Origin of the sequence: Bradyrhizobium sp. AZCC 1678 (assembly GCF_036924765.1) — a bacterium.
In the GTDB taxonomy this organism is placed as follows: Bacteria; Pseudomonadota; Alphaproteobacteria; order Rhizobiales; family Xanthobacteraceae; genus Bradyrhizobium; species Bradyrhizobium algeriense.
Genome location: NZ_JAZHSE010000001.1, coordinates 2,879,765 through 2,904,774, shown reverse-complemented (window position 1 = coordinate 2,904,774; position 25,010 = coordinate 2,879,765). Strand labels below are relative to the sequence as shown.

At 61.3% G+C, this 25,010-nt stretch carries 28 protein-coding genes; 10 read left to right on the top strand and 18 right to left on the bottom strand.

The window, feature by feature from the left end:
* Positions 1-78: 78 nt before the first annotated feature.
* On the bottom strand, positions 79-354 hold the full coding sequence (locus tag V1294_RS13830) for a hypothetical protein (protein ID WP_334483083.1): 276 nt from the start codon (positions 352-354) through the stop codon (positions 79-81).
* Positions 355-558: 204 nt separating this feature from the next.
* Between V1294_RS13830 and V1294_RS13825 the strand changes: the two genes are divergently transcribed.
* Positions 559-780: a hypothetical protein gene (locus V1294_RS13825; protein ID WP_190241816.1), complete on the top strand. Its 222-nt coding sequence runs from the start codon at positions 559-561 to the stop codon at positions 778-780.
* 9 nt (positions 781-789) lie between these two features.
* On the opposite strand, the gene V1294_RS13820 is transcribed toward V1294_RS13825, so the two are convergent.
* The 7 genes from V1294_RS13820 to V1294_RS13790 form a co-directional block, all read right to left on the bottom strand.
* Positions 790-1,143, bottom strand: coding sequence for a phasin (locus V1294_RS13820; RefSeq protein WP_334497808.1), 354 nt, complete (start codon positions 1,141-1,143; stop codon positions 790-792).
* 479 nt (positions 1,144-1,622) lie between these two features.
* Positions 1,623-1,829, bottom strand: coding sequence for a hypothetical protein (locus tag V1294_RS13815; RefSeq protein ID WP_334483087.1), 207 nt, complete (start codon positions 1,827-1,829; stop codon positions 1,623-1,625).
* A 165-nt stretch (positions 1,830-1,994) separates the two neighbouring features.
* A complete protein-coding gene (locus V1294_RS13810) occupies positions 1,995-3,128 on the bottom strand; it encodes an alpha-hydroxy acid oxidase (protein WP_334497806.1) in 1,134 nt (377 codons plus the stop codon).
* Between the two features lie 135 nt (positions 3,129-3,263).
* Complete coding sequence (locus V1294_RS13805) at positions 3,264-4,526, bottom strand: CaiB/BaiF CoA transferase family protein (protein ID WP_334497803.1); 1,263 nt, start codon at positions 4,524-4,526, stop codon at positions 3,264-3,266.
* Between the two features lie 293 nt (positions 4,527-4,819).
* Positions 4,820-5,242, bottom strand: a complete 423-nt coding sequence (locus V1294_RS13800) for a GFA family protein (RefSeq protein ID WP_108515076.1) — start codon at positions 5,240-5,242, stop codon at positions 4,820-4,822.
* A 28-nt stretch (positions 5,243-5,270) separates the two neighbouring features.
* A complete protein-coding gene (mddA, locus tag V1294_RS13795) occupies positions 5,271-6,047 on the bottom strand; it encodes a methanethiol S-methyltransferase (protein WP_334497801.1) in 777 nt (258 codons plus the stop codon).
* Positions 6,048-6,114: 67 nt separating this feature from the next.
* Entirely contained in the window at positions 6,115-6,318 is a 204-nt protein-coding gene (locus V1294_RS13790; protein WP_334505003.1) for a hypothetical protein, read from the bottom strand.
* Here V1294_RS13790 and V1294_RS13785 point away from each other — a divergent pair.
* Positions 6,265-7,746, top strand: coding sequence for a winged helix-turn-helix domain-containing tetratricopeptide repeat protein (locus tag V1294_RS13785; RefSeq protein ID WP_334504639.1), 1,482 nt, complete (start codon positions 6,265-6,267; stop codon positions 7,744-7,746). The genes V1294_RS13790 and V1294_RS13785 overlap by 54 nt on opposite strands.
* A gap of 21 nt (positions 7,747-7,767) precedes the next feature.
* Here V1294_RS13785 and V1294_RS13780 read toward each other — a convergent pair whose 3' ends face one another.
* On the bottom strand, positions 7,768-8,820 hold the full coding sequence (locus tag V1294_RS13780) for a hypothetical protein (RefSeq protein ID WP_417021173.1): 1,053 nt from the start codon (positions 8,818-8,820) through the stop codon (positions 7,768-7,770).
* Positions 8,821-9,118: 298 nt separating this feature from the next.
* On the opposite strand from V1294_RS13780, the gene bamA reads away from it, so the two are divergent.
* A complete protein-coding gene (gene bamA, locus V1294_RS13775) occupies positions 9,119-11,383 on the top strand; it encodes an outer membrane protein assembly factor BamA (protein ID WP_334497799.1) in 2,265 nt (754 codons plus the stop codon).
* On the opposite strand, the gene V1294_RS13770 is transcribed toward bamA, so the two are convergent.
* From V1294_RS13770 to V1294_RS13760, 3 genes are read right to left on the bottom strand one after another with little or no spacing between them, the layout of a single operon-like run.
* Positions 11,364-11,939 carry a DUF6456 domain-containing protein gene (locus V1294_RS13770; RefSeq protein ID WP_334497797.1) on the bottom strand — a complete coding sequence of 192 codons (576 nt, stop codon included), beginning with the start codon at positions 11,937-11,939 and terminating at the stop codon, positions 11,364-11,366. The two genes, bamA and V1294_RS13770, sit on opposite strands and share 20 nt — an antisense overlap.
* Before the next feature lie 47 nt (positions 11,940-11,986).
* The gene (locus V1294_RS13765) at positions 11,987-12,157 is read right to left on the bottom strand and encodes a hypothetical protein (RefSeq protein ID WP_334497796.1); all 171 of its coding nucleotides are present in this window, start codon (positions 12,155-12,157) and stop codon (positions 11,987-11,989) included.
* Positions 12,154-12,687: a GcrA family cell cycle regulator gene (locus V1294_RS13760; RefSeq protein WP_334497795.1), complete on the bottom strand. Its 534-nt coding sequence runs from the start codon at positions 12,685-12,687 to the stop codon at positions 12,154-12,156. The genes V1294_RS13765 and V1294_RS13760 overlap by 4 nt, the downstream gene beginning before the upstream one ends.
* A gap of 129 nt (positions 12,688-12,816) precedes the next feature.
* On the opposite strand from V1294_RS13760, the gene V1294_RS13755 reads away from it, so the two are divergent.
* The 4 genes from V1294_RS13755 to V1294_RS13740 all read left to right on the top strand — a co-directional run bounded on the left by V1294_RS13755 (position 12,817) and on the right by V1294_RS13740 (position 15,756).
* Positions 12,817-13,455, top strand: coding sequence for a S24 family peptidase (locus tag V1294_RS13755; protein ID WP_334497794.1), 639 nt, complete (start codon positions 12,817-12,819; stop codon positions 13,453-13,455).
* A gap of 171 nt (positions 13,456-13,626) precedes the next feature.
* A complete protein-coding gene (locus V1294_RS13750; protein WP_334483112.1) occupies positions 13,627-13,902 on the top strand; it encodes a hypothetical protein in 276 nt (91 codons plus the stop codon).
* A gap of 172 nt (positions 13,903-14,074) precedes the next feature.
* Complete coding sequence (locus tag V1294_RS13745) at positions 14,075-15,262, top strand: OpgC domain-containing protein (protein WP_334497792.1); 1,188 nt, start codon at positions 14,075-14,077, stop codon at positions 15,260-15,262.
* Between the two features lie 221 nt (positions 15,263-15,483).
* The gene (locus V1294_RS13740) at positions 15,484-15,756 is read left to right on the top strand and encodes a hypothetical protein (protein WP_334497790.1); all 273 of its coding nucleotides are present in this window, start codon (positions 15,484-15,486) and stop codon (positions 15,754-15,756) included.
* A 145-nt stretch (positions 15,757-15,901) separates the two neighbouring features.
* On the opposite strand, the gene V1294_RS13735 is transcribed toward V1294_RS13740, so the two are convergent.
* On the bottom strand, positions 15,902-17,275 hold the full coding sequence (locus V1294_RS13735) for a glycoside hydrolase family 3 N-terminal domain-containing protein (protein WP_334497788.1): 1,374 nt from the start codon (positions 17,273-17,275) through the stop codon (positions 15,902-15,904).
* Between the two features lie 293 nt (positions 17,276-17,568).
* Here V1294_RS13735 and V1294_RS13730 point away from each other — a divergent pair, with 293 nt between their 5' ends.
* From V1294_RS13730 to V1294_RS13720, 3 genes are read left to right on the top strand one after another with little or no spacing between them, the layout of a single operon-like run.
* Complete coding sequence (locus tag V1294_RS13730; protein ID WP_334497786.1) at positions 17,569-19,056, top strand: DUF4153 domain-containing protein; 1,488 nt, start codon at positions 17,569-17,571, stop codon at positions 19,054-19,056.
* 21 nt (positions 19,057-19,077) lie between these two features.
* Positions 19,078-19,782, top strand: coding sequence for a response regulator transcription factor (locus tag V1294_RS13725; protein WP_334497784.1), 705 nt, complete (start codon positions 19,078-19,080; stop codon positions 19,780-19,782).
* Positions 19,779-21,371: an ATP-binding protein gene (locus V1294_RS13720; RefSeq protein ID WP_334497782.1), complete on the top strand. Its 1,593-nt coding sequence runs from the start codon at positions 19,779-19,781 to the stop codon at positions 21,369-21,371. Before V1294_RS13725 ends, V1294_RS13720 begins: the two co-directional genes overlap by 4 nt.
* Positions 21,372-21,384: 13 nt before the next feature.
* On the opposite strand, the gene V1294_RS13715 is transcribed toward V1294_RS13720, so the two are convergent.
* The 5 genes from V1294_RS13715 to V1294_RS13695 all read right to left on the bottom strand — a co-directional run bounded on the left by V1294_RS13715 (position 21,385) and on the right by V1294_RS13695 (position 25,001).
* Positions 21,385-22,617 (bottom strand): acetyl-CoA C-acetyltransferase, encoded by a 1,233-nt coding sequence (locus tag V1294_RS13715; protein WP_334497780.1) that lies wholly within the window; start codon positions 22,615-22,617, stop codon positions 21,385-21,387.
* 165 nt (positions 22,618-22,782) lie between these two features.
* Positions 22,783-23,640, bottom strand: coding sequence for an HpcH/HpaI aldolase/citrate lyase family protein (locus V1294_RS13710; RefSeq protein ID WP_334497778.1), 858 nt, complete (start codon positions 23,638-23,640; stop codon positions 22,783-22,785).
* Positions 23,641-23,644: 4 nt separating this feature from the next.
* Positions 23,645-24,100 (bottom strand): MaoC family dehydratase, encoded by a 456-nt coding sequence (locus V1294_RS13705; RefSeq protein WP_057852944.1) that lies wholly within the window; start codon positions 24,098-24,100, stop codon positions 23,645-23,647.
* Positions 24,100-24,876: an enoyl-CoA hydratase/isomerase family protein gene (locus V1294_RS13700; RefSeq protein WP_334497772.1), complete on the bottom strand. Its 777-nt coding sequence runs from the start codon at positions 24,874-24,876 to the stop codon at positions 24,100-24,102. The genes V1294_RS13705 and V1294_RS13700 overlap by 1 nt, the downstream gene beginning before the upstream one ends.
* Positions 24,873-25,001, bottom strand: a complete 129-nt coding sequence (locus tag V1294_RS13695) for a hypothetical protein (RefSeq protein ID WP_334497771.1) — start codon at positions 24,999-25,001, stop codon at positions 24,873-24,875. The genes V1294_RS13700 and V1294_RS13695 overlap by 4 nt, the downstream gene beginning before the upstream one ends.
* Between the last annotated feature and the right edge of the window lie 9 nt (positions 25,002-25,010).

Below are 25,010 nucleotides of genomic sequence, written 5' to 3'. Positions count from 1 at the left end.
CGCGCTCGTTCGAAGCCCGCGAATTTCTGTGATGATGCCGTTATGCCGGTGATTTGCCCGACGTGTCAACGTCGCGCTCTACCGAGGCGCCGCCGGATTAACCGGGTGAACGGGCTTCGGTACGAGTGGCTCAGGCTCCACCTGCAGCTTCGGCTCGGTCGGCATGACCTGTGCGCCGGCTGCCCGGGCGGCCTCGCCGGTGGAACTGTAATTCGCGATCACGGCCGGCTGTACCTTCGGCTTATTCCATAGCCCGTGGGTGACGATCAGCATGCCGAGCACGCCGAAAACCGCGACCGCAATCGCAACCTTCAGCGGCGCGCCACCATGTCGATTCAAACGATCTTCCGCCATCCGAAAATCCGTGTTGATTTCCTCTGACGAAATCAAATCCCGGCGACGACGAAGGTTCCTCCATTGACCCGGCAAAGCGGCGATAACTGGCGGGGAACAATTGTCCTGGCCGTGTATTGACAGGACGTCAGCCGCCACCCCGGCAAGCGATCGAGTGAGTTGCAGAACGTGAAAAACGAAACCTCAGATCCATCGCAACCCGGCATGGCCGAACGCGCCATCGACACGGCGACCGACGTATCGCGCACGCTCACGGAAGTGTCTGCTGCGCTGCAGGCTGCGGTCGGCCGTCTCAGCGACACGATCACGGCGGCACGGCAACCGGGAATGCCGCTATCGACCATCAGTGCGATTACCCGCGAAGCGCCGCTGACCAGCCTGTTCGTCGCTTTTCTGTTCGGTGTCGCGATCGGACGCCGCCGCTAGCGCGCCTCCTCAGAACTTGCCTTTCGTCGAATCTTTTGTGGCCGATACGACGCCGCCCGTGATCTGACGCATATGTTCGCCGGCGTTGGTGAACTGGCTGCGCAGGAATTCAGACTGGATCCGCATCGCTTCCTGGAGGTCGGTCGCGTGAACGAGTTTGCGGGCATGCTCGAAGGCTGCCTTCATATTCTGCTCGGTGAACGATAGCGCCTGCCTGGAAATTTCCGTACCCGCACCGGGCATCGACGTCATGGACTTTCCGGCGGCATCGAAGAACATGCCGAACGCCTTTTCCGCCTGATCGATGGTTTTCTCGGCCAGATCGCGCAGCTCGGCCGGGACTTCGAGTTTCGGTTCAGTCATGGTCGCTTCTCCAATGTCGACTTTGGCAGGTTAGCACAATTCCCGGCTGCGTCTGCGTCGTATTGGATCGAGCTCCGCCAGGGCACAGGCCCGGCTGTCCGGCATCCGGCCGGCCCAATCCCAACGAATGGGGCCAAAGGAATGATTTCCTTTCCTCGCGACCCTAGCCATACGGATGCGGCGCCGGATTCCAATGGTGGCAACAGTGTGGCATAGTGATTCGGGTTAAGGGATCGACTGTCGGTGGCGTTGCGTCTCTGGTTTTTAAGTCTCTCTTGGGACATGGGGATAAAATGCTGCAAACGCTTCGACCGACGCCTACCTGCACGCGCTTTCAAACCAGCATAGAAATGCCTTGCATGAAATGCGGCGCACAGATGCGGCTGACCATGATCGAGCCGCGCGACCAGAATTACGACGTCCTGACCTACCGCTGCACGCCTTGCGACTCCGGCGAAAGCTTCCTGAAGGCGCGCTGACTACGACCCGTTCAGCACGGCCGTTCCGGCCGACGTCAGCACGAGACCTTCGTCGCGCACTTCGACCAGGCCGAGGCCCGTCAATGTCCTTAAATCTTCCTCGCTGACCGGCGACATTTTCAGCCGGCGGGCCTGAATATCCCGCAACGTCCAACGAAGGCCGATAGCCTTCTCGAGGCTGAATTGAGCGAAAGGATTTTCTGCCATTCGCTTGCGACTACTTGGCCATGGGAGATCAGACTCGTGTTTGGCGGCGCCGTTCTCGGCGCAGCTGATAATGCGGAGATGCCCCGCCAGGTTCCCTGACGAGCCACCAACTCGGGAAATGACAGGGGTGGTTTCAGCCGAAAAAACCCGGCGCGGCCGCCCTTCTCAATAGCGGTAGGGCTCGATATCCAGCAATGGAAAGGCGCTGAACACGCTCGGAAGATTCGTCGCGGTCGCCGCATACAGACAAGACTTGTCGAGTTCGGTCAAGCTGGTGACGCCGAGCAGCCCGAGACAGCGGATAACCTCATCTTCCAGCAGCTCAAGCATCCGCACGATGCCGGCTTCGCCCGCGGCTGCGAGCGCCCAGCATTGCAGCCGGCCGATGCCAACCAGATCAGCCCCGGAGGCGATCGCCTTTACGATGTCGGTGCCGCGGCAGAACGAACCGTCGACCATGATCTTGGCGCGGCCGGCAACGGCGTCGACGATTTCCGGCAGGACGTGCATGGACCCTCGTCCATGGTCGAGCTGGCGGCCGCCGTGGTTCGACACATAGATCCAATCCACGCCATGATCGAGCGCGATGGCGGCGTCTTCCGCAGTCGCAATGCCCTTGATCACCAGCGGAATTTTATACTTGTCCTTGATCAGCTTCACCGTGCGCCAATCCAGCCCCTTCTGGAAGTCGCCGCCGGTAGCGCGGATGCGGCTTTCGCGGACGTACCGCTTGGCGATATCGCGCTCGCGCCGGCTGTAATGCGCCGTGTCGACGGTCAGGCAGAACGCGGCATAGCCATTATCAATCGTTCGACTGACAACGTCCTCGACGAAGGCGTCATCACCGCGGACATAGAGTTGGTAAATGCGCAGCGCGTCGGGCGCAGCTTTGGCGGTCGCCTCAAGTCCTGGTTCGGACACCGAACTCAGCATGTGGGCCGCGCCGAACCGACCGGCTCCCCGCGCGACGGCCGCGCCTGAATCGGGATCGAAAATCTCGAGTGCGCCGACCGGCGCAATCATGACCGGCAGGCGCAAGCGGCGGCCGAATACCTCGGTCGACCCGTCTACCTCAGCAACATTGCGCAGCACCCGGGGCCGGAATGCAATCTCGTCGAGCGCCATGCGGTTGCGGCGCATGGTGGTCTCCGTCTCCGAGGCGCCGACGATATAGTCCCATGCGTTCTGGTTGAGTCGGGCGCGGGCTTTGCGGACGAATTCGTGGAGATTCTGGAATTCTTCGCCGCTGGCGCCGAGTTCGACATTCCTCGCCGGCCGGCTGGGCGTCCCGTCGTTCATGGTGCTTCTCTCCCATTTTGCCGGCACATTAACCGCAGACAAACGGGAAAAGCTACCGCTTTGAACGAGTTAGGCGTCGTGCAAACGCAGGGATGTTATTCGTTTGCGAGATGCATCAAACCTGATCGGTGCCGCTCAGGCCGTATTGCCCGGCTTCCCGAAAGCCCCGGCCTCGGCCAGATCAGCGATACGTCGCTCATCGTAGCCTAGGGTCTTTCGGAGCACCTCCCTGGTATGCTCGCCGAGCAGCGGCGCCGCCACGGGATCGACGGTTGGCGTCAAGCTCATCTGCAGCGGCGTTTCAATATTGGGGATGGCGCCCGCGGTCGGATGCGGAATCCGGCTGAGACGATGGCGGTCGCGTACTTCCGGCGCGTTGAAACCTTCCTCTACGGTGCGCAGATAACCGACCGGTATGTTGGCCTTCTTCATCTTGGCCATCCAGTGCTCAAGCCTGTCGCTGGCAAAGATACCGGCGATGATGGCGCGCAACTTTTCCTTGTTGGCGGTTCGGTTTTTCCTGTGGGCGAACTCGGGATCGGTGACGAGGTCCGGCCGATCGAGCACATCTACCACGAGCCGGCGGTACAGGCGGTCGTTGGCGCAGGCCATGTAAAGCGGCCCATCGGATGCCTGATAGACGCCGACAGTGGGCGAGCCGTTCGGCGAATTTCCGAAGCGGCCCGGGTTCGCGCCGCTGATCAGATAGGCCATGCCGTAGAAACCGGTCATCGCCACGGCGGTGTCGATCAGCGCGACCTCGACCTGCTGGCCGCGGCCGAGCCGGTCGCGAGCTATCAGCGCCAGCAGGATGGCGTTGCATGCCGACATGCCCGTCGCCATGTCGACGATCGGCGGGCCGGTCCGCACCGGCTCCCCATCCGGAAATCCGTTCAACGACATGAAGCCGCTTTCGGCCTGCGTGATCGGATCGAACCCCGGCCGCAAGGCGAACTCGCCCTTGCGGCCATAGGCCGAGATCGAGCAATAGATCAGCTTCGGATTGGTCGGCGCGACGGAGGCATAGTCGAGACCGAACTTCTTCATGATGCCGCCGGAGAAATTCTCCACAACGACATCCGCTTTCGCGATCAGTTCGCGGGCGACTTCGAGTGCCGCAAGATTGTTGAAATCGAGCGCGACGCCGCGCTTGTTGCGATTGAGGCTGAGGAAGGCCGCGCTCTCGCCGCCGATTTCCGCATGTTCATAATGGCGGGTATCATCACCCCCGTCAGGGTTTTCGATCTTGATCACTTCGGCGCCGAAATCGGCCAGCGTCTGCGTGCAGGCAGGACCGGCAACGACCCGGGTGAAGTCGACGACCAGCAGACCATCCAGCGCAGTCGGCTCGCCCTTTACGCGCGGCGTTCGCTCCGGCAATTGCGGCTTGGCAGTCATCTCCGGCATTTCCCCTTGTTATTCTGTCTGGCGAAACGAAGGTTTTCGCCGCGACTTCAAGGCTTTCTTACCGGAACCAGACGGGTAACGCCAAACCCCGATTTTGCAGGGCGGGACCTGCCGCTGACATAGCTCTCATGACGGCGCGCGGGGCGCGGCATTGCCCTCGCCTCCAAGGCTGGTACCCCAAAAAGACGTCGTCCGCCCCCGGTCAGGTCCGGGAGTCGAGCGACGCCTTATCGATGCGCAGACGCTGCGAACAGCGTTCGCGGCGCCTTTACATGCCCGTTTTCCTACTCGGCGATCATCTCACCGGACCCGCCAAGCTCGGCGGGGAAATCCTTCAGTTTGGGCAGCCCATCCCGCATCGGCAGCACCGTCTCGGCGTAATTGACGTGAACGCCAGGCGTGAAGGGGAGTGTCGGCAGAATTGCCGCGAAGACATCGACCAGCCCGAGCGTCGGATGATTGGTCATCAGGTGACCGCCGCACTCCGCGCAGTACTTGCGCTGGCTCATCGGAGTCTTCTCGAACGTCGCGACATGTTGCGCCCCCGCCGTGATCCGCACCGCTTCCGGCTTCCACAGGGTGAACGCGTTCACCGGTCCGCCGGACCACGAACGGCAGGAACGGCAATGGCAATAACCCATTCCTTCCGGCGCACCCGTGACCTGGACCTCGACCGCACCGCAAAAACAGCTTCCGGTATGCTTCATCATTTCTGTCTCCTTGATTGAGAAGTGATCACGCCGGCCTGCGCCACGGGAATAGCATGGAAACGCGCTCCCGATAACGGCGATATTCGTCGCCGAACATGCCGACGAGATCGCGCTCTTCGAGCATGATGCCGACGAAGATGTAGGCCGTGGTCACCGCCGCAAACAATAGATGCCCGGCGCTCATCGTCGGGGCGGCCCAGAAGGCGATGATGAAACCGAGATAGATCGGGTGCCGGACAAAACGGTAGAAGAACGGCGTCCGGAAGACGGGCGCCGGCATCTCGCGTCGCACGAGATTGTTGGCGACCTGATGCAGTCCGAACAGTTCGAAATGATTGATCAGGAAGGTGCTCGTGAACACGATCACCCAGCCAATGAACGACAGTGTGGCGATCACCATGGCTATTTCCGGCTCCTGGACGTTCCAGATCACGGCCGGCATTGGACGCCATTGCCAGAACAGCAACAGAAGCGTCAGGCTTGCACACAAAACATAGGTGCTGCGCTCGACCGACTTTGGAATAAACTGCGTCCACCAGTGTTTGAAAGATTTACGCGCCATGACGCTATGTTGAATGGCAAATAAGGACATCAGACCGAGATTGACGATAATTGCCTCGAATATCCCCGAACTCGCGCCGCTATCGATCGCCTTCGGCACGGCGAGCCCCGATACGAACCCGATGGCGTACAGAATCGTGATCAGAAATGTGAGATAGGCCACACCTCCGAAAAGAAATGCAGTGAATTTTAGGATTCGATTACCCGGCATCGCCGGGCTGATGGCTTGGGTTTCCGTCATGAAATTGGCTCCGCTGCAGACAATGGGATTGCAACCCCCAATTTGGCAGGATGCACGGAGAATGGCCCTAGGACTTTGCCTGACGCTTGATCTCTTCATGAGGCGGACTTGATTGTTTCTTGAGAAAGGTGCGGTAGCGCACGTGAAATTCAACTTCGATAATCACGTCCTGGACACCGATCGTCGCGAGCTGCGCCACGGCGGCGAACTGGTAGCGATGCAGCCGCAAGTGTTCGACTTGCTGGTTCACCTGTTGAAACACCGCGATCATGTGGTGAGCCGGGACGATCTCATTGCGCTGGTGTGGGGAGGACGGATCGTCTCGGACTCGACGCTGGACAGCCGGATCAACGCCGCCCGAAACGCGATCGGCGACAACGGCAAGGAACAGCGGCTCATTCGCACCATTCCGCGCAAGGGGCTTCGCTTCGTCGGCGCCGTGAATGGGTCGTGCAATGCACAGGCCGCTTCGGCGCTGGAAACAGAACAACCGCGTTCGGGGTTAGCGCTGCCCGACCGGCCGGCAATAGCCGTGCTGCCGTTCGACAATATGAGCGGCGACCGCGAGCAGGAGTATTTTTCCGACGGAATCAGCGAGGACATCATCACCGCGCTGTCGAAACTGCGCTGGTTCTTCGTGATCGCGCGCAACTCGTCGTTCACCTACAAGGGCAAGGCGGTCCAGATGAAGCAGATCGCTGCCGAGCTCGGGGTGCGTTACGTGCTCGAAGGCAGTGTGAGAAGGAGCGGCGATCGTGTACGCATCACTGCGCAGCTCAACGATACCGCAACGGGCAGTCATATCTGGGCGGAGCGTTTCGACCGCGACCTCACCGACGTTTTCGTCGTGCAGGACGAGATCACCGACGCCATCGTCGCTGCGATCGAGCCGCAGATTTACGCCGCGGAGAACTTTCGCAGCCGGCGCAAGCCGCCCAACAGCGTGGACGCGTGGGATCTGGTGATGCGGGCGCTGTCGCATCACTGGCGGGTGACGCGTCCCGACAGCCTCGCCGCGCAGGCGCTGCTGGAACGCGCGATTGCGATCGATCCGAACTACGGCCAGGCGCTGGCCCTGTTCGCGACCAACCATATGTTCGGCGTGCATCTGGGCTGGACTGATCTTGCAACTGCAGCGCCTGTCGCCGAGCAAGCGGCATTGTCGGCAATTGCCGCCGATAGCGAGGATGCCTGGGCGCATACGGCCCTCGGCAGCGTGTATTTCTCCACGCGCCGGCTCGACCATTCGCTGGCCGAGTTCGAACTGGCGCTCCAGCTCAACCCGAATTTCTCGCTGGCGCAGGGGTACTACGCGCTGGCGCTGTCCTATAGCGGGCGGTGGACGGATGCCTATGCGGCGACGCAACGCGCCATCCGCCAGAGCCCGCGCGATCCCTCTTCAGCAATCTATTACGGCGTTGCGGCCTACGCCCAGTTCGTCGGAAGGAACTATCAGGAAGCGATTGCACTGGCGCGCGAGGCGACCCGTCAGCGCGGCGACCTCACCGGCGCCTATCGGGTGCTGACGGTCGCGGCCGGCATGACCGGCCAGATTGAACTCGCCCGGACCGCACTTCACGAGTTGCGCCGGACCCAGCCCAATATTTCGCTCTCCTGGATCGCGACGCAGTTACCCTGGAAGCACGACGCCGATCGCGAGCACTATCTCGAAGGCTTTCGCCGCGCCGGGCTGGAATGAGCTGCGGCGACGAGCCTTGAACTACTGCTGCTTTTCCCAGAACGACAGCAACCCCTGCGAGGCCGAACCGCCGATCACACAGGGGATGCCGACTGCGACCTGCCCCAGCGCAGCCGCAGAGACGCAACCGAGAGCGACCGCGCCGACACCGACCTGACCCCAGAAGCTAAGGTCGCGGCGGCTATCAGAACCCTTGATCTTGAGTTCATCCACGGCGGCGAGCGCGTCCTTGCGGAGCGCTGCGATTTGCACCGTGTCCGCCGCCTCGACCACTTCGGCGAGCGGCGCCTTGACCGCCGCGGGCTGTCTGGCAAGTTCGCTGCGGAGATATTCGCGCAAACCGGCATCGCGGATCGCATAGCTTGCCAGTGTGTATCGCGCCATGCTTCCGACCGTCAGCTTGTCGACCGTGTCGCGGCTCTTGCTCCACGGCAGCATCTGGATGATGCGCTGGATAGGCGCATGCGAGCCGGTCGCAAAATAGTAGCCCCACAGCGTATCCAGCAAATCCTGATTGCTCGCAAACGTGAGCGTCGTGTTCAGCTTCCGCTCGTCCTTGGCGAAGGGATTCTTGGTGAATGCCCCACGCAACTTGTCCATCACACCAGGCTTCATCTCCTCCAGCGGGATATCGGTCAAGGTCGGCAGCTTGCCCGCCAAGTAGGCGTCGATCATGACCCGCCGGCCCGGCATCCGTGGCGCGACCCGGCGCAGAACGTTTCTCCAGTCGGGCAGCCCCGAATAGGCGATGGCACGGACGATCACCCATTCGTCTTCCGGTCGGACAGGAAAGAAACCGGCGATGAGTTGCTCGGCCTTGGCAGGGTTTGAGCCGATCGCACCCGCGATAAAGCCGAGATAGATTCCGGCATTCTCCGGTTCCTTGAACGTCTGCGAATGAAACAGCACGCGCACGGCTGCCGGGACGTGGGCATAGTCCGGCTTGGCCCTGTAATTATAGATCCATTGCTGAACCACGCCGAGCGAAGCGCGCGGATCGACCTCCGGCGTCTTCTCTGCATGCGCGGGTTGAATCAGCATGAGCGCGGCGGCAAGGAAAGCTGCATAACGCATGTGATGCTCCTGTGAGCGTAGACGCATGCGCGGTTCCGTACGCGAGCGTCCCTGGCTCTCTCGATGGCGAAGCATGAAGCGGGCATTGCGACAATTCTGAGAAAGTCCGGATTAAGAAAGAGCGGTCAAATTGTGGCGCATCGCCCGCAATTCACCTTATCCCAGACATTTTTTTGCCCCGCGCGGGCAATTCGATCTCAGCCGATCAATAGGAGCCCCGCGGGACGTGGGGATCACAGAGATTAGACGCATCACGCAACGCAGCCGGACCGCTTTTCGGCTTGCCGGCGCCCTCGGATTGATTTTCGCGACACCCGTCGTCGCAGAAACCGCCTCGCCGTCGCAAGCATCTGTCATCGTCGAAGGCAATCGCCGCGTCGACGCCGAGACGGTGCGCTCCCACTTTCGTGCAGGCCCTGACGGACATTTCGACGAAGCCGCGCGTGACGCTGCGTTGAAAGCGCTGATTGCAACGGGCCTGTTTGACAAGATTTCCATCGAACGCGCCGGCGAGCGGCTTGTGGTGCATGTGTCCGAAGCGCCCGTGCTCGACCGCGTCGCATTCGAAGGCAACAAGAAGGTCAAGGACGCCGACCTTGCCGTCGCCGTCGAAGCGAAGCCGCGCGGCTCACTGCAACGCGCCACCGTGCAAGCCGACGTCGGCCGCATCATCGAGGCATACCGGCGTGCCGGCCGCTCCGAGGTCCGCGTTGATCCGCAAATCATCGACCGCAGCAATGGCCGGGTCGACCTCATCTACGCCATAACGGAGGGGGCAAAAACTCCGGTACGGCAGATCGACTTCACCGGCAACAAGGCCTTCGGCAAGCGGCAGCTCAGTGCCGTGATCAAGACCTCCGCCACCCACATGCTGAGTTTCCTGACCGGCGGTGACGCCTACGATCCCGACCGGATCGCGCAAGACCAGGAACAGCTGCGGCTTTACTACCGCAGCAAGGGTTACGCCGACGTCAGCGTCTCATCGGCAAAGGCCGAGTATGATCCGGCGACGAAGGGTTTTGCGCTGAGCTTCGCAATCGATGAGGGTCCGCTCTATCGCTTCCGGGAAGTCAGCGTCGCCTGCAACGTCCCGGGCATGGATTGCGACAAGCTTCGTGCGCTCCCCACCGCGCAGCCGGGCGCGGTGTTCGACGGCAACGCCCTGGACAGGACCACCGAACTGCTGGCGATCGAAATGGCAAAGCTTGGCTATCCCTTTGCCCAGGCGACTCCTCACCTCACCCGCGATGCCGACGCACAACGCATCGACGTCGCCTTCGTGATCGAACAGGGGCCTCGCACCTATGTCGAACGGATCGAGATCCACGGCAACACGCGCACCCGCGATTACGTGATCCGGCGCGAATTCGATATCGCGGAAGGCGACGCTTACAACAAGACGTTGATAGACCGGGCCGAGCGGCGCTTGAAGAATTTGAACTACTTCAAAACGGTGAAGATATCGAACAGGCCGGGCTCGGCCCCGGACCATGTCATCGTCGATGTCGAGGCGGTTGACCAGGCGACCGGCGATTTCAACGTCGCCGGCGGTTACTCGACCACCGACGGCGCGCTCGTCGAGGTCAAAGTCGGCGACCGGAATTTCTACGGCACGGGCAAGAACGTCCAGGCCGCCTTCACCTACGGCCAATATGCGCGCGGGGTCAATCTGGCCGCGTCCGAACCCTATTTCCTCGGCACCAAGGTCGCGGCGGGGATCGAACTCTTCGGCCGCCAAAGCGACGCCACCAGCTACCAATCCTACGGCACCACCACCTACGGCGCGAGGCTGCAGCTGGGGACGCCGATCAACGAGCAACTCGGCGTGCAGTGGCGCTACTCGATCTACAATCAGAACATCACGCTCTCGCCGAACAGCTCGGGCCTGACACCTTCGCTGGCCGTCCAGCAGGCGGCGGCCGCCGGGCCGACCTGGGTCTCTGCGCCCGGCAGCACAACGACCTACAGCACGCTGGACAACACAAAGAGCCCGACCAGCGGAATCAGGTCGCAGCTCAGCCAGGACCTGGCGGGACTTGGTGGTGATGTGAAATTTCTGAAGACGACGGAAGACGTGCGCTACTACAAATCAATCAACAGCGACCTCGTTGGCATGGTTCGCGCCCAGGGCGGCTACGTGACTGGTTGGGGCGGCCAGCAGGTGCCGCTGATGAACAATTTCTTCGGCGGCCCGACCATGGTGCGTGGATTTTCCCCCAATGGATTCGGCCCGCGCGACCTGACGGCGGGCACCACGATGGATAATGTCGGCGGCAGCGCGTATTGGGCAACGACCGCCGAACTGCAGAGTGCAATCCCCGGCGTGCCCAATGAATACGGCCTCAGGGCCACGGCCTTTGTCGATGCCGGCAGCGTATTCCGCTATAGCGGATCGACGGCAGGACTTCAGGTCGCCAACAAGAATGTCGTGCGCTCGTCGGTCGGCGCAGGCCTGACCTGGGCCTCGCCGTTCGGCGCCTTGACCGTCGACTACGCCATACCGCTGAGCAAGGCTGCCTACGACGTAGTACAGCCGCTGCGATTCAGCGCGGGAGGGTTTTGACGGGGACAGGATGCTCCGTCGCGAATCCATACAACAGCGCCAGCCGGTCGAGGCATTCGCGGAATCGTCTTGAAAAATAGTCGCTCCAGCGTTTGGTACACAGGCCCCTCCGCTGGCCGATCTGCTCCATGGTCAGGCCCTGGACCAGGACGTCATGCACCAGCGCCGAGCCGTCCGCGCCGAGTTCGCGCTCGGCCCGGTTCAACCGCAGCACGGCCTTGCGCTGGCCCTCGGTGATCGGTTCGCGGCTCTGCCCGCCATCGACATATTCCCGGGTCGGGTCGACCGCGCGCGGCCCGCGTTCGGCCTTCTCCCAGTCGCTCTGGAACGCACGCCCCGCCTGATACTGCGCCTCGTCGATCTGGCGATGGGAATGCAGCCGAGCGAGCGGATCGTTGCGGATCGACCGCAGCGCAATGATCTTCTCGCCCGGCTCCAACGCCAGGGGATTATCGACCTCGACGGTTGCGACTTCAGCGTTGCTTAGCAGGTCGCGGGACCTTCGGTCATGTGCCTTGGCGGGATTGTACGGCTTTCGGCGTTTGGCTCTCGGCATCTGATGGACTCCTCGAAAACTGTGGAATTCGGCTTCGACCAGAAGATCTATTCGCTTGATGCGCTCGATATCTCGTCACGTAGCAGTTCGGATAATTCGTCCCTACGGCCGCAGCCCACCGGCTGAAGTCCGATCAGCACGCGCAGATGAGCGATCCGATGGCAGCGCGGCAGCCGTTTCAGCCTCTCGGCCACGCCTGTGACAGCAGTGTTCTTCATGCCACCTCCACCACGAGCAATGAAATAGTGCTCACAGCACGTTCGGCGGGCACGATCGGATCGCGGCTCAGATGAAAATGGGGAGTGCAATAGCTCGAACCCGGGCGGCGCGGATGACCGCAGAAAGTAATGGCTTCGCCCTCTTCATCGCCGCCGTAGGGATAGCGGCAGTCGCCGCGCTCCAGTTCGATCAGGGAGAGATGCCGCGGTTCGATCGCCACACAACGCAGCTTGACCGGCCTGATCTCTTTGAACACCGGCGTCGGCCAGGGAAGCGCAAGCGTCCTGAAATCGCTGGGACGGGGTTCAGCGATCTCGTGCAACTCAGCAGGCTTGGTCGGCATCGACGGTTGCTGGCGATCGTCCGGTCCCAGCCCCAGGCGCCGGGCGCGTCCGAGCGCAGCACTGCGGGAGTAGGACGTATTGAATCGTGAATTGATGGCTCGCGCGGCTTCCGAAAAGGTCATGCCTTTGGCAATAAATTCCCGCAGCGCGTCCGAGTGCTCGGGCGCCCAGTTCGACAGTTCCATTTGTTGTCCTTACTCTTGTCAACGCCGCCCGACGCCGATAATCAATTTCTGATATTCCGAAATGAAAGTCAAGCTTGATTTCTGATAATCGGAATTGCTATCATTTCTGAAATTCGAAAAGGTTTGGCCATGCTGGACATCAGGTTGATCGAACGGGGGCTGGAAAAGCCGGGCAAGACCAAGGGCGGATTGGCCGCCGCGATGGGCGTTCGCCCTGGCGCGGTTTCCGAAATCCTGTCCGGGCTACGCCTGATCAAGGCGTCTGAGATCGCGCCGATCATCGAATATCTCGAACTGAGCTCGGTGCCGATCATGGGCCGCGTCGGCGCCGGCGCCTCGATCGAGCCGGAGCATGAGCAGGTGCCGCCGGAAGGCCTCGGCGAGGTTGAACTGCCCTTCCCGATCGCCGAAGAGACCATCGCCTTCGAGGTGGCCGGCGATTCCATGCTGCCAAAGTACGAGAATGGCGATATTATCGTAGTCTATCGCGAGCAACGTCACCCGCTGTCGAGCTTCTACGGCGAGGAGGCTGCTGTCCGCCTGAAGACCGGCGAGCGCTATCTGAAGACGATCGAGCGGGGGAAATCATCGACCTCGGTCAACCTCACGAGTTTCAATGCCAAGCCGATCACCGGCGTAAAGCTGGAATGGATCGGCGAGATCTGCGTCACCTTGCCGAGGGGCCAGATCGAGCGATTGCGCAACAAGGCGGCGGCCCGGTCGCGCAAGGCGACAAGGGCAGCGGGTGGCCGCACGCCGGACAAATAGCGATCGCCGTCGCAATTGCCGAATCGACTGATTCTGCCGATGCCCGCGACCGCCTGTCCTTCTTCACGGTAGCATTTCTGTTTTTCCGAATTATTACTTGACTAATTTCCGTTTTTCAGAAATAATGCCATCGTCGATTCCGATGCACGGGATGAGGGTCAGATCGCCAGCATGCAGTATTTCGTCGTGATGATCGACTACGGCCGCCGCGGTCGCGAGGCCATCGTCGATCCCGAAATCACAAGGCGCGAGGTCATCTCCCGGATCGCCTCGGGTGAATACAGGAACATCAGCTTCATCCATGAAATCGCGGATTGCTCGGTCGAGGACATCACCGCCGAGATTCTCAGCGAAGCGGCCCTGCCCGACATCGGCCCGGCCGGCGCCGATCTGCAAGCCAGCCAGTTCGATCACATCCGCGACTTGCGCAAACACGAGCGGGTGTGACCCATGTTCGACCGCGCCGCGCTATTCCCTCAAAACATTGTGATTGTTGGGCAGGCTTGAATCGCCGACAACTTGCTTAATTATTCTTCACGCAAAGTCTATTCCGACGGTGCGGACAATCGCGCTAGATTCGCGATTCAATTCCTCCGACTTGCAAAGTTCTTAACCCAGAATGTATCCGTCAATGAAGGCTGAGCTCGCCGCGCGCGACGGCGATCTTCGACTCTGTCTCCTGCTTGGTTTCGCGGCCTGGTTTCTCTTTCTGGATCACGTTCCGCACAATGCGGTCAGCCTGCTGACCATGCGCAACTTCGGATTCAGCGGCGCCACCGACCTGTTCGTATTCGTCGGCGGCTACACTGCCGCCATCCTCTATGGAAAGATGATGCTGGAGCGCGGCTTCGTCGTGACGGCAACCCGTATCTTCAAGCGGCTGTGGCAGCTATACGCCGCCTATATCGTCCTATTCGTGATTTACATCAATCTGATCGGATATGTCGCGCGCCAATCCGCGGCGCCCGCACTTATCGGCGAATTCAACGTCACGGGAATCGTCGACCATACGGTCCGGACGTTGATTCATGGCCTGCTGCTTCGGGCCAAGCCGCTGAACCTCGAAGTGCTGCAACTGTTCATTGTATTGATGGCGGTCTTGCCGTTCGTTCTGTTCGGCATGGTGCGCCGACCGAATGTCACCATGGCTGGGTCGATTGGTTTCTACTTCGCAGCCCGCCAATTCGACTGGAATTTTTCTGCGTTTCCGGACGGACGGTGGTATCTCAACCCGTTCTGCTGGCAACTCCTGTTTGTGCTCGGCGCTTGGCTTGCATTGAGCGGCGCCAATCAAATCCGCGCCGTACACAAGCTTCAGGATCTCACAGTGCTGCGCGGTGCGGCGTGGCTGTACCTGCTCTTTGCTCTGGTGGTAACGGTGGCAGGGAAATTTCCCCAAGCCGACATCGTCCCGGATCTCCTGCGCGATGCTTTTCTTCCCAACGACAAGGAAAACCTCGCCCCTCACAGGGTACTTCACTTTCTCGCTTTGGCTTTTCTGTTTGCCTACATGGTGCCGCGCGACTGGTCCGGTTTCCGATGGCAGATGCTGCAGCCGGCCATCAAATGCGGCCAGGAGTGGCTGGCGGTGTTTTGCGCCGGCGTGTTTCTTTCGTTTGCCGGACACCTTGTCCTGATCACGGGCCCGGATTCGCTCGCGATGCACATCCTGGTTAGCTTTGCCGGAATTTTGATCATGACGGGCGTGGCCTACTACGTGTCGTGGTCCAAACGGCAGGATCACAAGCCAGCATTCCGGACCCAGGCAATGACGGGGCTACCTGAGGAAGGCCGGTTCGCCAAATAATTCGCGCCGGGCTTCCTGCACCACCGCTGATCACATCATATCGCTGTCCACGCAGCGCGATCGAAAAGCTTCGACTACATCAGCAAGCCAGCGCAGCCCGGCCACGAACGGCCGCGCCGTCGAGCCGCCGGCGGAATTGCGCATCGATGTCCCTTCCGGAAGGGCAATGGTTGCTGCAAACTGCATATGTAGCCTGCGATTCGTTGATGTCTTGAGGACCCATGAACGAGACTTTGATATCCGCCTGCACGATGTTTCTCGTTCCAGCAACGCTCTTGTTCGGTGCTTTAGGTGTCGCGAACTCATCCTTTCTCAAGATGCTGGTCTGCCTGCTTGGCGTGGCCACGACGGGAATATGGCTTTACCGGGTATGGTGGTGGACAAGCCTGTCTTTGATCGATCGCAGAACGGCGCTTGGTCTCGCGGGCATGTTTGCGTGCGCCTGGGTAGTGACATTCCTGGTGCAGTTGAAAAATGCGTTCTCGCTGCGCTAGCCCTCATTGGGTGATCAGAGCCTGCTCGGGAAAGAGAATTTCACTTTTGCTTCAATCCATCATTGGCAGCACCGGCGAGGCCTCACGCAATCATATGTAAATTGGCAAGACCCACATGGCGCGAAAAGCCAAGCGGCCCGCGCGATCAATCAGTCATCGGGCGGGCTAGTACTCCCGGAGCAGCAGTGTTCGATGTCGTAGAATACCGTGGGCCTTGGCGCTCCCTGGGGAATACCCCTTTCAACCGCATATCACTGTCGCCCAACATGGCGGCGTCGAGCCTTCCCTCGGCCGACGCCGCCACGGCGCAGGTAAAGATGCGATAGAACTGCGCTCCGTCGAAGGCGACCAGCAGCAGATCGACACCGGCATTGAGCGCCTCGACCACCGCCGTACAGACGTTGCGTTGATAGATCGCCCCCATCACGAGGTCGTCGGTCATGACGACGCCTTGATAATTCCATTTCTTGCGAACGATGCCGTCGACGACCCGTTTGGAGTGCGACGCCGCGCGATCCGGATCAACGGATGTCAGCGTGACATGCCCGATCATCAGTTGCGCTTTCGAGCCGGCCAGCACCTTCCTGAAGGGAAGCCAGTCCGACGCTTCGAGTTCTTCCAGAGGCGTATCCAGATCGGCGCTGAAGTGATGGGTGTCGGTTCGTACGCGTCCGAGCCCCGGAAAATGCTTGACCGTCGCGCCAACGCCTGACGCTTCCAGCCCGTTGACGTAAGCTCGCGCGATATCGGCGACGATGGCCGGGTCATCGGAAATCGCGCGGTAGCGAATCAGCGTGTTGAAATCGAGCCGGTTGCGCTTCATCTCGGGGCGCAAATCCAGGACCGGCGCGAGGTTCATGTTGACGCCGAGCGCCGCCAACTCCTGCCCGTGCGTACGCCCGAACGCCTCCGCCCTCTCGGCGCGAACATCCACCGCCAGGCTCGCAAGGGTCGATAGCGCCGGCAACTTGGTCAAGGGCGGCGCCAGATGCGATACGATGCCGCCTTCCTGGTCGGCGGCGACGATCAGAGGCGGCAGGCCGGCAGCACGCCGCTTTTCTTGCAGCGCGGAGATTTCTTCTTTCAGACGCGCCGCCGTCGATCCCGCGATATTGTGCCTGGTGATGTAGACACCGGAGATCAGGCCCTTCTCGGCAAGAACGGCCACCTCAGGGAATGACGAGTATCCCACGATGAAGTGTCGCCCAAGGCTTCGCGCCTGTGCAGCGCCGATTTGCAAGACGCTCCGCTTGCGCCATTCAAACGAAGTATGCGCGCCGAGCATCGACAGCGATGGCAGGCACCACAGCAGAATAAGCAACCGTCCGGCGACGCCTCGCCTCCAATAGCCGCGACGGATGAGGACCACCACGGCAATGATGCTCGCTGCCGCCAGAACAATGTTTCCTGGCCCCCGCAGCGCAATCAGGTAGGGGTCGTTCTTGTTGACAGCTGCGAAAACGAAGACTGGTCCGGCGAGCCAAACGAGGATGATGCCGATACGCTTGAGGATTTGCATGAAAAAGTTTGGGGGCTTTGCGGAGACGGGGCGAGACGATTGCCCGTATCAAACTTACCCGGCATGCGCGAGCGCATAAGCGCGCCTGCACGGAAACTGCATAAGAATCCTGAACTCTTGCAGAGGATGCTCCAAGCAACTGCACAACCGCATCGGATAGTCCGAACTGCAAGCCAGGGGCGATTGATCGAATGCCTGTTCCCACGAGATTAGCCAACGACGGGTGGTGGCTTTGCGAGCGGCCCACGACGGCGCTGGTTTGCAATTTTCCTCTCCAGACAGGTAGCGCAATAATGGCTGATTTCATCGCGCCGGCGTCCAATGCCGGCTCCGTTCAGGAAGGCACCTTTCCCGTCAAAGCAGCCATTGTTCTCGCGCTGGCAGCGCTGGCCGACTGGCTGTTCTACGGGCACGGCATTGGAATATCGGCCGCCATCTTTGCAGTCGCCGTGGCCTGCGGCTCGCTACTCGCCAACCTCGCAATCTTGAACCGAAGCCAGGCACTGCCGGCGGGCGCTCTCCTGCTGGCCGCCCTTGTCCCCGCTATCGAGGAATTCAACGTCGCGTCTCTGACCTTCATGGTGCTGGCTCTCGGCGTAGGCCTGCTGCTGACGACCAATCGCGATCGGCATCGTCTGCCCGAACGAGCCGCGGCGTTATGCGATCTTTATCTGGTCGGCCCCTTCAGATTTTTCCGCGACGCCATCGGCGCGTTCAATCTGCCGGCACTGAGGACCGGGTTTGCCGTCTGGTTCGTTCCGATCGTTTTCGGCGGCATCTTCGTATTTCTGCTGGTATCGGCCAATCCATTGCTCGAGAAGTGGATCGGCTTGCTGAACCCGGGTAACACGGCTTCTTACGTGAGCCTCGGACGAGTACTGTTTTGGACTGTGGCGCTGTCGATCGTATGGCCCTTCATCCACGTCCGGTGGAGCGGCAAGCGCAAGATGCCGACAGGTTTAGCCGAAGCTGCGGCACTGGCGCAGGGAATACCATCGGGCCAAAATGACTTCTTCGGTGTTGCGACGATCCTCCGTTCGCTGATCCTGTTCAATTTGCTGTTCGCCGTTCAAACCGTTCTCGACGTCGCCTATCTCTGGGGCAACGCGACCCTGCCGGCTGATATCAGCTACGCTTCATATGCGCACCGGGGAGCCTATCCCCTCATTGTCACGGCGCTATTGGCGGCCGGCTTCGTTCTGGCCGCCATGCGGCCCGGTGGGCCGGCCGAGCAATCAGGGGTAATCCGGCCGCTGGTCTATCTATGGGTGGCGCAAAATGTCCTGCTGGTGCTGTCATCGATCCTGCGCCTCGACCTCTATGTTCAAATCTATCTGCTGACCTGGTGGCGCGTCGCGGCCTTCATCTGGATGGTACTGGTCGCGTTCGGACTCGTGCTTATCGTTGCCCGCATCGTTCTGAACCGCTCGAATGGCTGGCTGATCCGCGCCAACCTCCTCACCCTGACGGCAACGCTCTACATCTGCTCGCTGGTCAATTTCGCCGCCATCATCGCCGACTACAATGTCAGCCATAGCCGCGAAGCCGCCGGCAAGGGCGTGTGGATCGACATGAACTATCTGTTTTCCCTCGGACCGCAGGCATTGCCGGCGATCGACCGGGCCATTGCCTTTCGCGGGCTCGATCCCACCCTTGTTTCCCGCCGTGGTAGCCTTGTAGAACAGCAACGAAGAGAGGTGGTATCCTGGCGCAGCTGGGGCCTCCGAAGTTGGCGGCTGCAGCGCATCCTGGACGCCCCAAAGAGTTCGACCACAGGCTAGTACGACTTCCCGGAGAGACCTTTGACGCACCGCATTCTTATCGTCGACGATGACCTGCACATCCGCGAGGTCATCCGTGTTGCACTGAAGAAGGCCGGGATGACTGTCTTCGAGGCGCGCGACGGCAAGGAGGCGTTAACCCGCTTCGCCGCCGACAGGCCGGATCTGATCATTCTGGATATCGGCATGCCGGAATTCGACGGCCTGGACGTCTGCCGGGAAATCAGAAAGTCCTCGGACGTTCCGATCCTTTTTCTCTCCGCCCGCGACGACGAGATCGATCGCGTCCTGGGCCTGGAGATCGGTGGTGACGACTATGTCACCAAGCCTTTCAGCCCGCGCGAACTGGTAGCAAGGGTGAACGTCATCCTGCGTCGCATGGCTTCGCGCGGGCAGGATGCCAAGGCGTCCATGGCCGCGCTGTCGCAAGGCCGGCTTTCCGTCGACCCCGAACAGCATCTCGCCGAGTTTGCCGGAACCCCGCTTCGGCTGACGGCCATCGAGTTCGGAATCCTCAGGGCATTTCTGACACGGCCGACGCTTGTCTTCAGCCGCGAGCAGATCATGAGCGCCGCCTATCAGCTCAACATCCAGGTGTCGGACCGCACCATCGACAGCCACATCCGCAATATCCGCGCCAAACTGTCTGCCGTGAACTGCGACAACGTCATCGAAACCATTCACGGCGTCGGCTTCAAGCTCGGCCGATGCGAGCCGCTGGCATGATACCCCGCACACGCGAAAAATGGCGACCGTCGGTGGGGCAGGTCATTTTTACTGCGCTTGCCGCTGCGGCGATGCTGCCTTTGGTCGGACTGTTCTTCTTTCGCCTCTACGACAACCAGCTCATTCATCAGACCCAAGCGGAGCTGATCGCACAAAGCCGGGTGCTGGCCGCAGTTTATGCGCGGGAAGTGGAAGCCCGTCTCGGGGGCGGAATTGCCCTCGGCGCCGAAATTCCACCCCAGGCGCGCCCCGATCGCGAAGACCAGTTGACGCCGATCCGGCCCGCGCTCGATCTTGCCGCCGGCGGCGATCTACTCCGCCGGCGGCCGAACGCCCTTCCCGCGAACGCGCCTGCCTCGGCTGCCTATGTCGAGATCGGCACAAGCCTGATGCCGATCATCCTGGAAACGCAGAAAGTCACGCTGGCCGGATTCCGCATCCTCGATCCCCGCGGCGTCGTGATCGCCGGACGCGACGAGGTCGGCCAATCGCTCGCCCATATCGAGGAAGTGGCCACGGCACTGCAAGGACAATACCGGGCAGCCTTGCGGATTCGCAAACCGGACAAGCCGCCGCCTCCGATCTACTCGATCAGCCGCGGCGTCGGCGTGCACGTGTTTTCGGCGATGCCCGTGATCGCCAACAACCACGTGGCGGGTGTCATCTATACCTCGCGAACGCCGAGCAACATCTTCGATCATCTCTATCAGGAGCGCCGCAAGTTCATTCTGGCGGGACTGACGGTCATTTTGGCCACCATCGCCATCGGCCTGGTTTTCTCCCGAACCATCACCCGCCCGATGCGCGAGCTGGTCGATCGCGCCGCGCGCATCAGCCGCGGCGATCGCGACGCATTTCAACCGCTCGCCCATTACGGCACGCGCGAGTTCGCCCAATTGTCGCACAGCTTCCTCGACATGGCCGAGCAGTTGGCGCGGCGGTCGGACTACATCGCGACGTTTTCGGCGCACCTCACCCATGAACTGAAGTCGCCCCTGACATCGATCAAGGGCGCCGCCGAACTGCTGCTGGATTCGCTGCAAAGCAAGTCCGACAATCTTACCCGGATGGAGCAGAAGAATTTCATATCGAACATTCTGGGCGACACCGGGCGCCTCGAAGCCATGACCCAGCGGCTGCGCGAACTGGCGCGCGCCGAGGCCGCGCCGCAGAACGAGCAAACCGAACTGTCACAGGTGGTCGGAGGATTGAAGAGCCGCTTCCCGACGCGAGCGATCGAGGCAACCGGCTGCCTCGAGCGTCCAATCGGCATGTCCAGCGAAAAAGCGCTGATCGTGCTGTCGCACCTCACCGACAACGCCATCCGTCACAACGCGAAGACTGTGCGGCTGGAAGCGATCGAGAAAGATGGATCCGTCAGAATGACGGTCAGCAATGATGGCGATCCGATATCCGAAGCGAATCGGGAAAAGATCTTCGATGCCTTCTTCACGACACGCCGCGACACAGGCGGCACGGGAATGGGGCTGGCCATCGTCCAGGCCGTTATGACCAGCCACGCCGGATCGATACGGCTACTGCCGTCCGATCAAGGCGTTGCGTTTGAGCTCCTGTTCCCGGCTGCCTAGATCGAGCAGTCGCTCAGACCCGTTCGATGATGATCGCCGGCGCCATGCCGCCGGCCGCGCACATCGTTACCAGCCCCCGCTTGAGATCGCGCCGCTCCAGCTCGTCGAGCACCGTGCCGATCAGGATCGATCCGGTTGCACCGATGGGATGGCCGAGCGCGATCGAGCCGCCATTGACGTTGACCTTCTCGCGGTCGAGCTTGAGGTCGCGGATGAACTTTTCGGCGACGACCGCAAACGCCTCGTTGATTTCGAAAAGATCGATATCGTCGAGCGTGAGGCCGGCTTTGGCCAGCACCTTGCGGGCGGCAGGCACCGGCGCGTTCAGCATTAACGTCGGCGAGTCCCCCATATTCGCCATCGCGACGACGCGGGCGCGCGGCTTCAGGCCATGGGCTTTTGCGTAACTCGGCGACGCCAGCAAGATGGCCGCCGAGCCGTCCACGACACCGGAGGAATTACCGGCGTGATGCATAAAATTGATGTCGAGGTCGGGATATTTGTCGAGGATGAGCTTGCGGTAGGTTGTCCCCTTGTCGTCAAGCGCATAGTCAGCAATCGCAGGAAACGCCGGCTTCAAGCCGGCCAGCCCTTCGAGCGTGGTCTGCGGCCGCGGGTATTCCTCGCGGTCGAGCGCGAGGCTGCCGTCTTCGCGGTAGACCGGCACGAGGCTCTTGTCGAAATGTCCGCCCTTGATAGCGGCCGCCGCCCGCTTCTGGCTTTCGAGGCCGAGTCCATCGACGTCCTGCCGCGTGATGCCCTCGAGCGTCGCCACCGCGTCGGCGCAGACGCCCTGATGCGATTGCGGGTGCCGGGCGCGCAGGCGAAGATTGCCGTTGTCCATCATGAACGGCCCCTCGCCGCGGCGGCCTTCCATCGACATCATCTCGGTGCCCCCGGCGATCACGAGGTCCTCCGAGCCCGACATGATCGAGTTGGCCGCCATGTTGACGCTGGTAATGCCGGATCCGCAAAACCGGTCCAGCGTCACCGCGCTGGCGCGCACGTCGTAGCCGGCATCGAGCGCCGACATCCGACCGAGATCGCCGCTCTGCTGGCCGCGTTGCGAGCTGGTACCCCAGATGATGTCATCGACATCAGCGGTATTGATGCCGGTGCGATCAGCCAGCGCACGCAAAACCGTGGAGCCGAGCTGCTGCGGATGAATGCCCGACAGGGCGCCCTTGCCGGCCTTGCCGACGCCCCGCGGCGTCCTGCATGCGTCGATGATCAGCGCGTCAACCATGGTGTTTTCCTTCTTGTTGATTGGCTGCATTTGCTGCCGATCGTGTTACACTGTCAATCCGATCAAGGCCGATTTGTAGCCCGGATGGAGCGCAGCGAAATCCGGGGCCGGATATCGGATGGATTCCGGATTTCGCTGCGCTCCATCCCGGCTAAATGATTTCGGCTACCGCCCCCGCAGCGCCAGGATTTTCTCCGCAGCGCGCAGATGCGGCTTGTCGATCATCTTGCCGTCGATCTTCACCACGCCTGAAGTCGGATTCTCGTTGAACGCCTTCACGACCTTCTCCGACCAGGCGATTTCCTCGTCCGTCGGCATGAAGGCGGCATTGACGACGTCCACATGCTTGGGATGGATCACCGCCTTGGCAAGGAAACCATCCTGACGCGCAGCGATGGACTCTTCCCGAAGCGCATCGAGGTCGTTGATGTCGGTCGCAATGGTGTCGATGGCAACCACGCCGGCGGCCGCCGCGCTGATCAGGCAGAGATCGCGCGCCAGCAGAAACGGCCCGTGGAAGCGTCCTGCTGTCCGGTTCCGCGACGCGCCGAGCGAGGCCGCAAGATCCTCGGCGCCCCACATCATGCCCCACAACCGCGGGCTCATGTTCTCGAAGTCGAGCAGCTTGAGGACCGCCCTCGCCGTTTCCGTCGCCACCGTCACTATTCTCGTAGAGCCATGCTCGATCCCGGCGGCCGCCTCGAAGGCATCGAGATACAGCGACAGGCGGTTGACGTCGGCGGCGCCGGCGCATTTCGGCAGCACGATGCCGTCGGGCCGGCCCGGCATGACGGCCGCGAGGTCGCCAAGAGTCATGTCCGTGTCGAGCGCATTGACGCGAACATATGTCTTCTGGCTCGGATTGCGGGCGTCGAGCATCTCGCGCACCGTTCGCCGCGCACCGGCCTTTTCTTCCGGCGCAATCGAATCCTCGATGTCGAGGATCAGCGCGTCAGCCGCGGTCTTCTTGGCGCTCTCGAACTTGCGCAGGCTGTCGCCGGGAACGAACAGGAACGATCGCATCAGCCTATGCCTTCGGTTTGCAGTGCATCAGGCCGGTGCGGCGGCAGCTTGCCACCACCTCGCCGCGCTGATTGGTCATGGTGTGCTCGAACTCGACGATACCCTGGTTCGGGCGTGACTTGCTTTCGCGCTTCGAGATGATCTTGGTGTGGGCCTTGAGCGTATCGCCGTGAAACACCGGCTTTGGAAACTTGACGTCGGTCATGCCGAGGTTGCCGATCGTGGTGCCGAGCGTCGTATCGTAGACGCTCATGCCGATCATGATGCCGAGCGTATAGAGGCTGTTGAACAGCCGCTGGCCGAATTCGGTGCTTTCGGCAAAATGCGCATCGATATGCAGCGGTTGCGGATTCATGGTCAGCAGGCTGAACAGCGTGTTGTCCATTTCAGTTACGGTGCGGCTGAACTCGTGGTGGAATTCCCGGCCGACCTCGAATTCCTCGAAATACAATCCAGCCATCAGCGTCCCCTGTAGTTCGGTGTGCGCTTCTCAACGAACGCATTCAAGCCTTCCTGACAGTCCTCGGTCGTTGCGACAAGCGCAAAGCTTTCGGCGGCGTTTTCGACCGAGCGGCGGAAGTCGGCGTCGACCGCCCGCACGAAGGCATCGCGCCCGATCTTCATGACGATGGAGGATTTGGCGGCGAACTTGCCTGCGACCTCTCGCGCGCGCTCAAGCGCGGTCCCCTTCGGCACCACTTCGCTGAGCAATCCCATGCGAAAGGCTGTCGCGGCGTCAAAGGGTTCGCCGAGGAACAGCGGACCAAAAGCCTGGTGCTTGCCGACCAAGCGCGGCAATTGCACGAAGTGAATGGCGGGGATCAGGCCTACATCGATCTCGGGATAGCCGAAGGTACAGGCGTCGCCGGCGATGATCATGTCGCAGGAGATCGCAATCGTCATGCCGCCGGCGCGCACCGCGCCGTCGACGGCGGCGATGGTCGGCTTGCCCATGCGATACTGGGTATCGTTGAGCGCGAAATACAGCCGTTCGAGGAATTTCTTGGTCTCGATTCCGGGCTTGCCACGGACGATGTCCAGATCAAGCCCGGCGCAAAACACCTTGTGGGCGCTGCCGATGATGACGGCGCGCACCGCTTCATCGTCCCTTGCCTTCGAAAGCGCCGCCAGCAGCGCATCGATCAGGTCCATGCTGAGCGCATTGACTGGCCCGCGATCGAGCATGATCTCGGCAATATTGCCCAAGACGGAATAACGAACGAGATCGGTGCTCATACCGTGCCTCCCTTGGCCTGGCGCACCGCGCCGGCCTTGACCAGATCGTCGATGGCGCCACGCTCGAAGCCCGCTTCCAGCAGCACCTCGTAACTGTCCCGGCCTATATCAGGCGCGGGGCGCAAGTCATCCTC

Bases quoted from the DNA above. Each gene is read 5' to 3' on its own strand.
- V1294_RS13830 (WP_334483083.1), bottom strand. From the start codon at position 354: ATGGCGGAAGATCGTTTGAATCGACATGGTGGCGCGCCGCTGAAGGTT.
- V1294_RS13700 (WP_334497772.1), bottom strand. From the start codon at position 24,876: ATGAGCACCGATCTCGTTCGTTATTCCGTCTTGGGCAATATTGCCGAG.
- V1294_RS13790 (WP_334505003.1), bottom strand. From the start codon at position 6,318: ATGATCGCGGTGTTTCAACAGGTGAACCAGCAAGTCGAACACTTGCGG.
- V1294_RS13745 (WP_334497792.1), top strand. From the start codon at position 14,075: ATGTATCCGTCAATGAAGGCTGAGCTCGCCGCGCGCGACGGCGATCTT.
- V1294_RS13750 (WP_334483112.1), top strand. From the start codon at position 13,627: ATGCAGTATTTCGTCGTGATGATCGACTACGGCCGCCGCGGTCGCGAG.
- V1294_RS13710 (WP_334497778.1), bottom strand. From the start codon at position 23,640: ATGCGATCGTTCCTGTTCGTTCCCGGCGACAGCCTGCGCAAGTTCGAG.
- V1294_RS13720 (WP_334497782.1), top strand. From the start codon at position 19,779: ATGATACCCCGCACACGCGAAAAATGGCGACCGTCGGTGGGGCAGGTC.
- V1294_RS13760 (WP_334497795.1), bottom strand. From the start codon at position 12,687: ATGGAACTGTCGAACTGGGCGCCCGAGCACTCGGACGCGCTGCGGGAA.
- V1294_RS13740 (WP_334497790.1), top strand. From the start codon at position 15,484: ATGAACGAGACTTTGATATCCGCCTGCACGATGTTTCTCGTTCCAGCA.
- V1294_RS13730 (WP_334497786.1), top strand. From the start codon at position 17,569: ATGGCTGATTTCATCGCGCCGGCGTCCAATGCCGGCTCCGTTCAGGAA.
- V1294_RS13820 (WP_334497808.1), bottom strand. From the start codon at position 1,143: ATGACTGAACCGAAACTCGAAGTCCCGGCCGAGCTGCGCGATCTGGCC.
- V1294_RS13815 (WP_334483087.1), bottom strand. From the start codon at position 1,829: ATGGCAGAAAATCCTTTCGCTCAATTCAGCCTCGAGAAGGCTATCGGC.
- V1294_RS13810 (WP_334497806.1), bottom strand. From the start codon at position 3,128: ATGAACGACGGGACGCCCAGCCGGCCGGCGAGGAATGTCGAACTCGGC.
- V1294_RS13735 (WP_334497788.1), bottom strand. From the start codon at position 17,275: ATGCAAATCCTCAAGCGTATCGGCATCATCCTCGTTTGGCTCGCCGGA.
- V1294_RS13805 (WP_334497803.1), bottom strand. From the start codon at position 4,526: ATGACTGCCAAGCCGCAATTGCCGGAGCGAACGCCGCGCGTAAAGGGC.
- V1294_RS13800 (WP_108515076.1), bottom strand. From the start codon at position 5,242: ATGAAGCATACCGGAAGCTGTTTTTGCGGTGCGGTCGAGGTCCAGGTC.
- V1294_RS13825 (WP_190241816.1), top strand. From the start codon at position 559: ATGGCCGAACGCGCCATCGACACGGCGACCGACGTATCGCGCACGCTC.
- V1294_RS13755 (WP_334497794.1), top strand. From the start codon at position 12,817: ATGCTGGACATCAGGTTGATCGAACGGGGGCTGGAAAAGCCGGGCAAG.
- V1294_RS13705 (WP_057852944.1), bottom strand. From the start codon at position 24,100: ATGGCTGGATTGTATTTCGAGGAATTCGAGGTCGGCCGGGAATTCCAC.
- V1294_RS13765 (WP_334497796.1), bottom strand. From the start codon at position 12,157: ATGAAGAACACTGCTGTCACAGGCGTGGCCGAGAGGCTGAAACGGCTG.
- V1294_RS13770 (WP_334497797.1), bottom strand. From the start codon at position 11,939: ATGCCGAGAGCCAAACGCCGAAAGCCGTACAATCCCGCCAAGGCACAT.
- V1294_RS13715 (WP_334497780.1), bottom strand. From the start codon at position 22,617: ATGGTTGACGCGCTGATCATCGACGCATGCAGGACGCCGCGGGGCGTC.
- V1294_RS13780 (WP_417021173.1), bottom strand. From the start codon at position 8,820: ATGCGTTATGCAGCTTTCCTTGCCGCCGCGCTCATGCTGATTCAACCC.
- V1294_RS13785 (WP_334504639.1), top strand. From the start codon at position 6,265: ATGCAGCCGCAAGTGTTCGACTTGCTGGTTCACCTGTTGAAACACCGC.
- mddA (WP_334497801.1), bottom strand. From the start codon at position 6,047: ATGACGGAAACCCAAGCCATCAGCCCGGCGATGCCGGGTAATCGAATC.